Consider the following 12,552-nt stretch of genomic DNA (forward strand, 5'->3'; position numbering starts at 1 on the left):
CCGGAGCGTCCGGTGCGGCGTGCCGCGGGGTCTCGTCCGCTCGTCGTGGTGGTCGAGGGCCAGGGCGCGGCGGTCATCAAGGGCGTCTTCCGGGTGCGTAGCGGTCAGCATGCACCCTACAAGTAATGTCGGCCGCGGCGCTGGTGAAGTCGGTTACAGGCCGCTGGTCAGGAGTCAGGTGATGGTGAGGGTGCGTCCCCCCTTCGCCAGGGAGCTGTTGCCCGCGAAGACCCGGATCTCGCCCTTCTGCAGCAGGAATCCGCCGTGCGGATCCTGGGTCCAGAAGCCCAGTTCCTCAGCGCTCAGCCGGAAGCGGACGGTGGCGGCCTTCCCGGCGCCGAGGCTGACCCGGCGGAAACCGCTGAGCCTGCGCACCGGTTGCACGATGCTCGCCACCGGATCGCGGATGTACAGCTGCACCACCTCATCGCCCTTGCGACGCCCGGTGTTGCGCACCGCGACCGCGACCTCGACGGTGTCGCCCTTGCGCAGTGCCTCGGCCCGGACGCGGCTGACGCTGAGCCGGGGTTCGCCGATGTCGAAGGTGGTGTAGCTGAGGCCGTGGCCGAAGGGGAACTGGGGTCCGTAGGCCAGGTCCAGATACTTGGAGGTGTAGTGGTTGGCCCGGTCGTAGGGGCGTCCGGTGCTCTCGTGGTTGTAGTAGATGGGGATCTGCCCGACCGTGCGCGGGAAGGTCACCGGGAGTTTGCCACCGGGGTTCACGGTGCCGAAGAGCACGTCCGCGATGGCGTTGCCGCCCTCGATCCCCGGATGCCATGCCTGCAGCACGGCGGGGGTGCGGTCCAGCCAGCCGCCCATCGTCAGCGGACGTCCGCTGAGCAGCACCACCACGAACGGCGCGCCGGTGTCCGCGATCGCGGTGATCAGCCGCTCCTGCCGGCCGGGCAGGCCGAGGTCGCTGCGTACGGATGCCTCTCCGCTGAGCGTCGCCGCCTCCCCGACCACCACCACGGTCACATCGGTCGCCCTGGCCGCCGAGGCCGCCCGGGCGATGCCCCGGGTGCTCCGGCCGGACGCGTCCACGCCTTCGACATGGCTGACACTGGCCTTCGGCGCCGCGTCCTTGACCGCGTCCAGGACGGTGACCGGGCGGAACGCGTCGGCCCAGGTCCCGGCCCAGGAGCCGCGCAGGTCGGTGGAGTCGGCGAAGGGCCCGACGACGGCGATGGAGCCCGATCGGTCCAGGGGGAGCGTGGACTTCTCGTTCTTGAGCAGCACCATGGTGCGCCCGGCCGCCTCGCGTGCCGCCGCCCGGGACGCCTTCGTGGGCCCGGCGATCGCCGTGTCCTCGTCCGCGTAGGGGTGCTCGAAGAGCCCGAGCCGGAACTTCAGGCGCAGGATGCGGGCCACCGCGTCGTCCAGCCGCTCGGTGGTGATCTGCCCGCTGCGCAGCAGCCGCCTGCCGTACTCGTTGATGGTGGTGCTGGCCATCTCCATGTCGATCCCGGCGTTGAAGGCCAGCCGGGCCGCGTCGGAGCGGTCGGCGGCATAGCCGTGGACGATCATTTCCTGGACGCCGTTGTAGTCGCTGACGACAAAGCCGCGGAAGGCCCACTCGTCCTTGAGGATCTCGGTCAGCGCATGCCGGTAGCCGTGCGCGGGGACCCCGCTGACGGTGTTGAAACTCGCCATGACGGTGGCCACCCCGGCGTCCAGGGCCGCCCTGAACGGGGGAAGGTAGAAGTTGCGCAGCCGGGCCTCGGAGACGTCCACCGTGTTGTAGTCGCGGCCGCCCTCGACGCCCCCGTAGGCGATCATGTGCTTGGCGCAGGCCGCGAGGCGGTGCCGGGAGCGGAGGTCGTCGCCCTGGTAGCCGCGGGTCTTGGCGGACGCGAGCGCCGCCGCCAGATACGGGTCCTCGCCGTCGCCCTCGGCGATCCGCCCCCAGCGCGGTTCATGGGTGACGTCCATCATTGGGGAGAACGCCCAGTGCACACCGTTGGAGCGGGCCTCCCTCGCCGACACCTCCGCGTCCCACTCGGCCACCGCCGGGTCGAAGGCGGCGGCCTGGGCGAGGGGGATGGGGAAGGTGGTCCACATGCCATGGATGACATCGAGGCCGAAGATCAGCGGAATGCCCAGCCGGGACTTCTCGACGGCCATCCGCTGCAGAGTGTTGGTGGTGCGGGCCCCGTAGATGTTGAGCACGGAGCCGAGCCTGCCCCCGCGGGCCGCCTTCTCCGCGGCGGCGGTCTGCCCGCCGCCGGGTCCGGTGTCGCCGGTCCAGGCGAACTGCTGCAGCTGGCCGAGCTTCTCGTCAATGGTCATCCGCGCCATCAGGGCCCGGATCCTGGTCTCGTACGGGCCGGATTCCGTCCCCGGCCGGGGCGCGTCGGAGGAGGGGGCGGGCGGGGCCTGGGCACGGGCGGTCGCGGCCTTGCCCGCGATGGCCGTCCCTCCGGCCGCGGCGAGCACCGTACGTCTGCGCACATCATTCATGGTCTTCGTCCTGGCCTTCGGCGATCTGTTGTCCCCGAGTCCGAGTTCCTCAAGACCATGCTGGTCACGACCCTGTGCGGGATGCGGGCCCGCCACCTTTGCCGTGGGTCTTCTGCCAACGTACGACAGGATCGGCGTCCGGGCTCCCGGTACGTCCGGTGTTCCGGGCGGGCGCCGGCGGGCGGGCGATACTGAGGTCGACGGTTAACCGTTGACCAGCGCCGGTCCATCCGCCAGAAGGAGCCCGTCGGTGCCCATCACCTCGCTGCAGCAGCAGTCCCTCGGCGATCTGGTCGCGCATGAGCTGCGTGTCCTCATCGTTTCAGGACGGCTGCGCCCCGGCACCCATCTTGTCGAAGGCACCCTCGCCGAACAGTACGACGTCAGCCGCGGCCCGGTGCGGGACGCGCTGCGTCGGCTGGAGGCCGAGGGGCTGGTCGAGGCGCGCCGTCGCGGGGTCTTCGTCACCGGGCTGACCGAGGACGACGTCGACGAGCTCTACACCCTGCGGGAGTCCCTGGAGACGCTCGCCCTCACGCTCGCCATCGGCAGGGCGGGGCCCGGTGGCTGGGAGCCCGCCGAGCGCTTCGTGCGGGACATGCGCGACGCCGCGGACCGCGCCGCGGCCGGTGACTTCGCCCTCGCCGACCTGGAGTTCCACTCGCAGTTCTATGTGCTCTCCGGGCACCGTCGGCTGCTGGCGGTCTGGGAGCAGTACCGCCCCACCTTCGGGGTCGTCCTCGACGTCACCAACGCCCAGAACGTCGATCTGCGCCCCTCCGCCGAGGCCCATGCCGACTTGCTGGCGACCGTGCGCGCCGGCGATGTCGAGCACGCCGCCACCGCCCTGCGCGAACACCTCCGCGGCGCCAGGAACCGGCTCCGCTCCGCGCTGCGCTCCGCACGCGCGGCGGCCGACCAGGGGTGAACCGCCCTTCCCCGGAGGGACATCGGGGACATCGGAGGGACATCGCCATCGCGTCGGCCAAGGGCGCCGCGGCCCGCGTCAGGCCCGGCGCTCGTCCATGCCCGCCATCAGGGCCTGGTGGCTCATCCGCACATGCTCCCGCATCACCCGCTCCGCGCCGTCGCCGTCCTTGGCCTGGATCAGGTTGAGGACGCGATGGTGCTCGTCGTCGGACTCGTCCAGCCGGCCGGGCCGGGACAGCGAGGTGCGCACCAGCCGGGCGTAGGCCAGCTGGTTCATCAGGGTGCGGTAGTGCGCCTCCAGCTTGCTGTTGTCCGCGCCCACCACGATCAGATCGTGGAACTCGTGGACCAGTGCCGCGTATTGCTCGGCGTCACCGTCCCGGACGGCCGCGTCGGCCGCCTTCATATTGGCCTCCAGCCGCTCCACTTCCGGTACGTTCCCACGGAAGGCGAGCAGCCGGGCGGCGGCGCCCTCCAGCAGCTCCTTCATCTGGAACAGCTCGGTCAGCTCGCGCCGGGACGGTACGGCGACAAACGTTCCGACCCGTGGCCGCACCTCGACCAGTCCCTCGATCTGGAGCTGCTTGAGGGCCTCGCGGATGGGCGTCCGGCTGACGCCGAAGGTCTCGGACAGCGCCATCTCGGAGAGGCTGGAGCGGGGCGGCAGTTCACCACTGATGATCATCTGCCGCAGTTCTTCGGCGACCCTCGCCTGCATGCTGGTCTGCTGAAGCCGCTTTCCGGTGGGTTGTTGCATGGCACGTGACCCTAGAGGCGGCCGTCGCTCCTCGTCAACCGAGGGGCCAACGGAGAGCCCAACCGGAGATGTGCTCGGGTGTTGTGCCATACAAGAACCCTTCCCTCGGTCCAAGACCGGCCCAAGATCGGCTCAGAACCTCAGAACCTCAGGACCTCAGGATGAAGGGGTCCCCGGCGGGCTCCTCACTGGTGTTGATCCAGACGCTCTTCAGCCGGGTGTACTCCCGGATCACCTCCGTGCCGTGCTCGGTCCCCATCCCACTGGTCTTGAACCCGGCCCGGGGCGACATCGGCGACATCGCGCGATAGGTGTTGGCCCACACCGTCCCGGCCTCCAGCCGGGCGGCCATCCGGTGCACCCGGTTCACATCCCGGGTCCACACACCCGCCGCCAGGCCGTACGCGGAGTCGTTGGCGATCGCCAGGGCCTCCTCCTCGGAGCCGAAGGGCATGACGGTCGCGACCGGCCCGAAGATCTCCTCCTGGCAGATCCGCATCCCGTTGTCGGTGCCGGTGAAGACGGTGGGGGAGTAGAAGTACCCGTCGAGGCCCGTTTCCGGCCGCCTGCCACCGCAGACCACCTTTCCGCCCTCGGCCTGCCCCAGCTCGACATACGACTCGACCTTCTCCAACTGCTCGGCGAGGGCGAGCGGGCCGAGTTCGGTGGTCTCCTCCAGCGGATCGCCGACGCGGATCGTGGCCGCCCGCGCCGTCACCCGCTCCAGGACCTCGTCGTACGCCTCCCGGTGCACCAGCACCCGGCTCCCCGCCACACAGGTCTGTCCGGCGGCCGCGAAGATGCCCGCGATCACCCCCATGGCGGCCGACCCCAGATCGGCGTCCGGGAAGATGATGTTGGGCGACTTCCCGCCCAGCTCCAGGGTGCAGCCGATCAGCCGGTCGGCGCAGGTACGGGCGATCCGGCGGCCGGTTCCGCTGGAGCCGGTGAAGGTCACCTTGGCCACGGCCTCGTGCTCGGTCAGCGGTGCGCCCGCCTCCGGGCCGTACCCGGTGACCACATTGACCACCCCCGGCGGGAACCCCGCCTCCGCGAAGAGCGGCGCGAGCGCCAGCAGCGAGGCCGACGTGTGTTCCGAGGGCTTGACCACCACCGTGTTCCCGGCGGCCAGGGCCGGGGCCAGCTTGGTGGCGGTGAGCAGCAGCGGGGAGTTCCAGGGGGTGATGGCGCCGACCACGCCCACCGGTTCGCGGAGGGTGTAGTTGAGCAGCTCGCGGCCGGCCCCGGGGATCACCTCGCCCTGGATCTTGTCGGCGAGTCCCGCGTAGTAGTAGAAGTACTCGGGCAGTCCGGCGAGTTGGGCCCGCATCTCCCGCAGCAGCTTGCCGTTGTCGAGGGTCTCGGTACGGGCCAGCCGCTCCGCGTGCTCACCGATCAGATCGCCCAGGTTCCGCAGCAGCCGACCGCGCCGGGTCTGGCTCAGATCACGCCAGCGCGGATCCTCGAAGGCGGTGCGGGCGGCGCCCACCGCACGGTCCACATCGGCGGCGGTGCCGCGCGCCGCCTCGTACCAGGGCTCGGCGGTGGCCGGGTTGACGCTGGTGAAGTAGCCGCCGTCGGCGGGGGCGGTCCACTGGTCCGCGATGTAGTGGTCATGGCGCGGCAGAGGGTTCATGAGCGGTGGGACTCCTGTCCGGTGTGGGCTCCGGGGTGGGCTCCGGTGTCGGTTCCGGTATGGCTTCCGGGGTGGGCTCCGGTGTGGGTGAGGATCACGTCGGCGAGTTCCTGGGGGCACTCCAGCGGCAGCAGATGGCGGGCGCCGGGCACGATCACCGCCCGGCCGCCCGGGATCCGCCCCGCCAGCCGGTGCGACATGGCCGGGGTCGAGCCGGGGTCCCGCTCGCCGGTCACCGCCACGGTGGGGGCGGCGATCCGGGGCAGCCACCGCCACAGCCCGGTGTCGGCCGTCGCGAAGACCCGGTAACACGCGAGGTAGGAGGCCCGTTCGTTGGCCAGCAGGGTGTCGAGCACCCGCTGCGCCAGACCGGGGTCCTGGGCCCGCCAGGCGGGCGAGAACCAGCGGTCGACCGCCGCCCAGGCGGACGCCCCGAAGTCCTCGGCGGCCAGCTCCTGGCGGCGGGCCACCGCCGCCCGCTCCTCCTCCGAACGGCCCGCGACCGAGCTGACCAGGGTGAGCGAGGCGGTGAGGTCCGGCCGGTCCAGCCCCAGCCGCTGGGCGACCAGGGCCCCGAGCGAGAAGCCGACGACATGCGTGGGGCCGTTCAGCAGCGCCCCGACGTCCGCGGCCAGCTCGGCGAGAGACACCCCGGCCGCCGCGGCCGGGGAGGCGCCGTGGCCGCGCAGATCGACCAGCGTCACGCGGTGTCGGGCGGCCAGCGCGGGCAGGCAGCGGTCCCACATGCGGCGGTCGAGGCCCACGCCGTGCAGCAGCACCATGGGCGCTCCCGTGCCATGGGACTCATGGGCGAGCGCCACCGGCGGCCGGGCCCCCGCCGGGGCCGGCCGGCCGGGAGCGCCCGCCCCCGGCGCTCGCACCGCGTCCATGCCGCTCACCGCTCCGTCGACAGCGGGGCCAGCCGGGCCTGGGGGCGGCCCTGGGCGGCCGCCGCGAGCCCGATGACGATCTCGTCGGCGCGCGGCCCGTCCGCCACCCGGACCTCAATGCTCTGGTGGTGCGAGCGGATGGTGGCGTCGGTGATGTGCTTGAGCGGAATGTCGAAGACCGTCCCCGCGGCGGCCCGCTTCTCCACGGCCGGCAGCAGGGTGGTCGCGTTCGCCGCCCGGCGGAAGTGGTCACCGAACTTCAGAGTGTGGATCAGCGCGGAGCCGTGCTCGACCTCCCCGTCGAGCCCCACGATCGCGGCCTTTCCGTACGCCTCCACCGGCGCGTCCAGCGCCTCGACCACACGGGGCGCCAGCAACGCGCCCAGCTTCGGCGCCGCCTCGTCGATCCCGGGCAGCAGATCCGCCACGAAGCCCTGACCGGCCCAGGGGTTCTCGATGACGGCGAGCACCACCGCCGTACGGGCCGGCGGGTCCACCGGGCGGCCGCCCTCGCTGTGGATGTCCTCGGTGAAGGTGATGATCTTGCGGATGTTCACGTCACGGTCTCCAGGTCGTCCAGATCGGCGAGGCGGATGAGGGGGTCGGTGGCGCGGTCCCCGATCCGGGCGTTCGGGCGGGGCCCGGACGCCCCGGCCGCGATGACGACGATCTCGTCCGGGCGGGGCGCGTCGGGGATGCGGATCTGGCAGGTCTGGTAGTGCGAGCGGGTCGCGGCCGCGGTCTTGTGCCACAGCGGCACGGTCAGCGGTTCACCGGCCGGAAGCCGGTCGTCGCTGAAGACGATGATCGAGGTGCCCTCGGTCAGCTCGCGGAAGACATTGCCGAAGAAGGGGGTGTGGATCAGCGCGCCGCCGTGCTCGATCTCCCCGTCGAGCCCCACGATCGCGGCTTTGCCGAAGGACTCGATCCGGTCGACCCCGCCCAGCGCCTCGCTGATCCGGCCGGTGAGCAGCCGGGCCAGCCCCGGTGCGATCCGCTCGACCTCGGGCCCCAGATCGGCGACGAGGCCGTCGCCGGCCCAGGGGTTGTGGATCACCGCGGCCGCCGCGACCCGGCGCACCGGCACCGCGACCGGGCGGCCGAGCTCCAGCAGCAGCTCATCGGCGACGGTGACGACCTTGCGCAGCAGCGCCTCAGCCATGACCGCCGCCGGTGGTGAACTGCGGCATGACCTTCCCGGCGAACAACTCCAGGCTGCGCATCGCGTTGCGGTGCGGCAGACCGGGGTGGGTGGTCCACAGCAGCAGATGCTCACACCCCACCTCGTCGCGCAGCTCGGCGATCTTCTCCGAGACGTACTCGGGGGTGCCGACCAGCAGATTGCGCCGCTGGAGGAAGTCGAAGGACAGCTCATGGGCGTCGGTGAGTTCCTCGCCCGCCTCCATGAGGTTGCCCAGCCCCCGCCAGTGCATGATCCACCGGTAGGTGGTCATCAGCGCCTCTTCGAATTCGGCGCGCGCCTGCTCCATGGTGTCGGCGACATACACATCGCGCACCAGACCGATGCCCTCGCCCAGCGCGTACTCGCGCCCCGCCGCCTGGCTCGCGGTGTCCCGGTAGAGCTCGAACCGCTCCTTGAGCGCGGAGACCGGAGGCAGCCAGAAGAGCCCCTGGACGCCGTCCGCCGCCGCGGCCTTGATCGACCGGGGGCTGTCGATGACCTGCCACAGCGGAGGATGCGGCCGCTGCAGCGGAAACGGCGTGACCTGCATCTTCGTGATGACACCGGCCTCGGTGTACTCCGGGGTGGCGGGGGAGAGGGGGTGGTTCCACTTCACCCCGGGGGCGGGGAACTCGTAGAAGCGGCCCTGGTGCGAGAAGAACTCGCCGCTCCACGCCTTGCGCAGGACCTCCACGGTCTCGTCGTACAGCGCGCGGTTCTGCTCCTGGTCGCGCGGATCGGCCAGGGCGTTGAGGTTGAGCGCCTCGCGGCCGTACAGCCCCCGGCCGAGACCGACCTCGACCCGGCCCCCCGAGAGCTGGTCGAGCATCGCGATGTCCTCGGCGAGCCGCAGCGGATGCCAGAAGGTGGCGATGGAGGCCGCCTGGCCGATCCGGATATCTGTCGTACGGGCGGCGATGTCCGCGCCCATCAGCACGGGGTTCGGGGTGATCTCGATCGCCTCGTGCCCGAAGTGGTGCTCGGTGTACCAGGTGGACCAGAAGCCCGCCCGGTCCGCGGTGACCGCGAACTCCCGGGCCTCTGCCATGACGTCGGCGTACTCGCCGAGACGGCCCGGGGCGCCGAGATTGTGGAATATCGAGAAGCGCATGCAGCGTCCGTCCTGTTCTTCCGGCTCACGCTGTGCCATGGCAGGGAGGCTAGGAGTCCGGTTCTGGCCCCGTCAAGGGCCACGGCCGAGACAACAACTATTGACCTGTGTCTTTGCTGTTCGACCGGGTCTTGCAGGCCCTTTTCCGCTTCTTTCGTCCCTGGGTGTTGACAGCGACTGATGGCCCTTTCTACGGTCCTCTGCCATACAAGAGCTGAGTGAGGGAAGACGTCATGACGCACACTCTTGACCGCACCGCCCGCATCCGCTCCACCTGGCAGGCCGTCTGGGACCGGGGTCAGGTCGACGCGCTCGACCAACTGCTCAGCCCCGCCTATGTGCGCCGCCGCGGCCCGGCCGCGGCACCCCAGGACCGAGAGCAGTTCAAGGAGTCCGTCCGCGCCATCCGCCGGGCCTTTCCCGATCTCCGTACCGAGATCGAGGAGATCGTCGAGGAGGGCGAATCGCTGGCGATCCGCTGGCGCAGCACCGGCAGTCACACCGGCGACTTCCTCGGCGTGCCGGCCACCGGCAGGCCGGTCGAGGTCTCCGGCGCCACCTTCACCCGCTTCGACCACGGTGTGGTCAGCGAGGAGTGGGTGACCTGGGATCCCCGCCAGCTGCTGGAGGCGCTCGGGATCATCACCACCACCCAGCGAGCGGCCGTCGACGCCGATCTGGTCCGTGGGGTGCACCGTAAGTTCATCACCGGTGTCACCGTCGTGACCTGCCAGGACGACGGCAGGCCCCGGGGTCTCGCGGTGAACGCGTTCGCCAGCATCTCGCTGGATCCGCCGATGGTGCTGGTCTGCGTGCAGCGCACCTCCACGACCCACCACGCGCTGCACCGGGCCGGCCATCTGGGGATCAACATCCTCGCCGCCGGCCAGCTCGATGTGGCCAAGACCTTCGCCTCCAAGGCGGACGACAAGTTCGCCGGGCTGGCCTGGACCCCCGGAGAGTTCGGCGCCCCGCTGATCGACGGGTCCTGCGCCCAGCTCGAGGTGGAGATCGGCGAGCGGCTGGAGGCCGGCAGCCACACCGTCTTCACCGGCCGGGTGGTCTCCGCCCGCCATGAGGAGCTGGCCCCGCTGGTCTACAGCGGCGGCGGTTTCTTCGACATCTCGCACACCGCGCCGCTGCCGTGGTGAGACGCCGCCGCCCGGATCCGTACGCCCACCGGTTCCCCCTGACGTCCACTCCTCCCGTCTCAGGAGCACGCCCATGACCCACGACGACACGGCGCCGGTGTACGGCAGCGCGGTCACCAAGGTGGAGCCCTTCGGGGTCGACCACATCCCCGACAACGAGCGGCACGGCAAGCCCAGTTCGCAGTTCTTCGTCTGGTTCGCCGCCGGTCTCAACTTCCCCATCATCCTGCTCGGGTTCAGCGCGGTCGGGCTCGGTCTCAGCTTCGGCGCCGCCGTCGCCGCGATCGTGGCCGGCGCGGGTCTCGGCTCACTGCTGATGGCCGTGATGTCCCGGATGGGCGTACGGCTGGGGGTGCCCCAGCAGATCCAGGCGCGTGGCCCGCTCGGCTTCTTCGGCAACTTCCTGCCGGTGGCGTACATCAATGTGTTCGCCGGGGTCGGCTGGGCCGCCGTCACCGTGATCCTCGGCGGCAAGGCCATCGCCGAGCTGACCCATCTGCCCTTCTGGGTCTGTGGGTTGGCGCTCACCCTGGTCGAGCTGGTGGTGTCCATCTACGGCTACAACATGATCAATTTCCTGCAGCGGGTGCTGACCTATGTGCTCACCCCGCTGTTCGTCATGATCACGGTGGTGGCCCTGGTGCGGGGCGCGGGTACCTTCGGCGCCGATCCGAAGGCGCCGGACTACGTGGGCTCCACCGGCGGCTGGATCACCTTCGGCGGCTGGTTCCTCTCCTTCCTCGTCGCCTGGGCTCCGTTCGCCTCGGACTACTCGCGCTATCTGCCCGACTCGCCACGCGTGGTGAGCCGCACCGCCTGGTACACCGGGCTCGGCAACTTCGTCACCATCTGCTGGCTCGGCATCCTCGGCGTGCTCCTCGGCTCCAACGCCACCAGCACCGACTCCATCACCGCCCTGCACCAGCTGACCGGGCCGTTCGCCATCCCCGCCCTGATCGCCATCGGCCTGTCGGCGCTCGCGCAGAACTTCCTCAACGTCTACGGCGGCGCGATCTCCGTCCAGACGCTGAAGGTGCCGGTCACCCGGACCCAGGCCGTCACCCTCATCTGCGCGCTGGCGTACGGGATCAGCCTGTGGGGACACTCGGGTATCGAGGACAAGTTCTCGGTGTTCCTCAACCTCACCGCGTACTTCATCGCGCCGTTCGCCACCGTGCTGCTGCTCGACTACCACCTGGGCGGCCGCTCCGACCCCAGTCGGATCGCCGAGCTGTACGACCGCGGACGGGTGCTCTCCTGGGGCTTCGTCGCCTGGGCCGGCGGGGTGGTGGCCTCGGTGCCGTTCTGGCAATCCGACCTCTACACCGGGGCGTTCGCCGCGACGTATCCGCACGCGGGCGATCTGAGCATGTTCGTCGCGGCGGCCGCCGCCGCGGTGCTCTATCTGCTGACCTACCGGCTGCGGCCGCTGTGGACGCGGGATGCCCCCGCCACGCCCGGGCCGCAGCCGGAGAAGACGGCGGCGGTGGCGGGCTCCTGACCTCCCGGCAGTCAACGGCCCGGGGCGGGCGGCGTCGTGACGGCGCCGCCCGCCGCCGAGGTGGGGCCCTCACCCGGCACTAGGCCCTGTCCGGTGGATCTTCGCGCCTGTGGCATCAGCGGCTGCCGCCGCGGGGCCCGCGGCGTCTGGTACAGGGGGTACCTCCCAGCGGTAGCTGGGGGAGCATCGCAAGACGGAGAGTCGTCCTCGTACCGGGCCGTACCCGGATGATCCCGACAACGCGGCGAGGTGTCGTGCCAGGCGTCGCGGGCCCGCGAAGATCCGCCGGACAGGGCCTAGGATGCGGGGGATGGCGGGAGACGCGGGGGACGACGACAAGGCGCTGGAGCGGATCATCGCGGTCCGGGCGCGGGAGTACCGGCAGGCGGCCGGGGTGTCGGTCGGTGGGATGGCCCAGCGGGTGGGCATCTCCAAGGCCATGCTGTCCAAGATCGAGAACGCCCAGACCGCCTGCAGCCTCACCACACTCTCCCGGCTCGCGCGCGGCCTGGGCGTGCCCGTCACCGCGCTCTTCCGCGGGATGGACGACGAGCGCGAGGCGGTCTTCGTCCCGGCCGGCCACGGCGCCCGCATCGTGCGCCGCGGCACCCGGATCGGCCATGAGTACGCCCTGCTCGGCGCCCTGCGCGGCAGCAATAAGCGGATGGAGGCGCTGGAGGTCACCCTCACCGAGTCCAGCGAGGTGTTCCCGCTCTTCCAGCACGGCGGCACCGAGCTGATCTACATGCTCGAGGGCGTCATGGTCTACGGCCACGGCAAGTCCAGCTACACACTGGGGGCCGGTGACGCCCTCCAGTTCGACGGCGAGGCGCCGCACGGCCCGGAGAAGCTGATCACCCTGCCCATTCGGTTCCTGACGGTGACGGCCTTCGGCGACACCCCGCACCACTGACCCGTCCCGTCCCTGCCCCG

11 protein-coding genes are annotated in these 12,552 nt (G+C 71.0%); 4 read left to right on the plus strand and 7 right to left on the minus strand.

Features of this window, described 5'->3' with window-relative positions; all coding sequences use genetic code 11:
• Positions 1 to 174 precede the first annotated feature (174 nt).
• Positions 175 to 2,460: a beta-glucosidase BglX gene (gene bglX / locus ACFYOY_RS32590; protein WP_351892378.1), complete on the minus strand. Its 2,286-nt coding sequence runs from the start codon at positions 2,458 to 2,460 to the stop codon at positions 175 to 177.
• A gap of 250 nt (positions 2,461 to 2,710) precedes the next feature.
• Between bglX and ACFYOY_RS32595 the strand changes: the two genes are divergently transcribed.
• Positions 2,711 to 3,388 (plus strand): GntR family transcriptional regulator, encoded by a 678-nt coding sequence (locus tag ACFYOY_RS32595; protein ID WP_351892384.1) that lies wholly within the window; start codon positions 2,711 to 2,713, stop codon positions 3,386 to 3,388.
• A 78-nt stretch (positions 3,389 to 3,466) separates the two neighbouring features.
• Here ACFYOY_RS32595 and ACFYOY_RS32600 read toward each other — a convergent pair whose 3' ends face one another.
• The 6 genes from ACFYOY_RS32600 to ACFYOY_RS32625 form a co-directional block, all read right to left on the minus strand.
• Complete coding sequence (locus tag ACFYOY_RS32600) at positions 3,467 to 4,147, minus strand: GntR family transcriptional regulator (RefSeq protein ID WP_078638992.1); 681 nt, start codon at positions 4,145 to 4,147, stop codon at positions 3,467 to 3,469.
• A 148-nt stretch (positions 4,148 to 4,295) separates the two neighbouring features.
• Positions 4,296 to 5,783 (minus strand): aldehyde dehydrogenase, encoded by a 1,488-nt coding sequence (locus tag ACFYOY_RS32605; RefSeq protein ID WP_351892394.1) that lies wholly within the window; start codon positions 5,781 to 5,783, stop codon positions 4,296 to 4,298.
• Positions 5,780 to 6,673 (minus strand): alpha/beta fold hydrolase, encoded by an 894-nt coding sequence (locus tag ACFYOY_RS32610; protein ID WP_388591085.1) that lies wholly within the window; start codon positions 6,671 to 6,673, stop codon positions 5,780 to 5,782. Before ACFYOY_RS32610 ends, ACFYOY_RS32605 begins: the two co-directional genes overlap by 4 nt.
• Positions 6,674 to 6,678: 5 nt before the next feature.
• Positions 6,679 to 7,230 (minus strand): amino acid synthesis family protein, encoded by a 552-nt coding sequence (locus tag ACFYOY_RS32615; RefSeq protein WP_211121960.1) that lies wholly within the window; start codon positions 7,228 to 7,230, stop codon positions 6,679 to 6,681.
• On the minus strand, positions 7,227 to 7,835 hold the full coding sequence (locus tag ACFYOY_RS32620) for an amino acid synthesis family protein (RefSeq protein WP_351892408.1): 609 nt from the start codon (positions 7,833 to 7,835) through the stop codon (positions 7,227 to 7,229). The genes ACFYOY_RS32615 and ACFYOY_RS32620 overlap by 4 nt, the downstream gene beginning before the upstream one ends.
• Positions 7,828 to 9,006, minus strand: a complete 1,179-nt coding sequence (locus ACFYOY_RS32625; RefSeq protein ID WP_351892413.1) for an LLM class flavin-dependent oxidoreductase — start codon at positions 9,004 to 9,006, stop codon at positions 7,828 to 7,830. The genes ACFYOY_RS32620 and ACFYOY_RS32625 overlap by 8 nt, the downstream gene beginning before the upstream one ends.
• Positions 9,007 to 9,200: 194 nt before the next feature.
• On the opposite strand from ACFYOY_RS32625, the gene ACFYOY_RS32630 reads away from it, so the two are divergent.
• The 3 genes from ACFYOY_RS32630 to ACFYOY_RS32640 all read left to right on the plus strand — a co-directional run bounded on the left by ACFYOY_RS32630 (position 9,201) and on the right by ACFYOY_RS32640 (position 12,532).
• Positions 9,201 to 10,118: a flavin reductase gene (locus ACFYOY_RS32630; RefSeq protein WP_351892419.1), complete on the plus strand. Its 918-nt coding sequence runs from the start codon at positions 9,201 to 9,203 to the stop codon at positions 10,116 to 10,118.
• 73 nt (positions 10,119 to 10,191) lie between these two features.
• Positions 10,192 to 11,619: a cytosine permease gene (locus ACFYOY_RS32635; RefSeq protein WP_351892424.1), complete on the plus strand. Its 1,428-nt coding sequence runs from the start codon at positions 10,192 to 10,194 to the stop codon at positions 11,617 to 11,619.
• 310 nt (positions 11,620 to 11,929) lie between these two features.
• Positions 11,930 to 12,532 (plus strand): XRE family transcriptional regulator, encoded by a 603-nt coding sequence (locus ACFYOY_RS32640; protein WP_351892430.1) that lies wholly within the window; start codon positions 11,930 to 11,932, stop codon positions 12,530 to 12,532.
• Positions 12,533 to 12,552 lie beyond the last annotated feature (20 nt).

Origin of the sequence: Streptomyces sp. NPDC007875 (assembly GCF_042868035.1) — a bacterium.
Lineage (GTDB): Bacteria > Actinomycetota > Actinomycetes > Streptomycetales > Streptomycetaceae > Streptomyces > Streptomyces antimycoticus.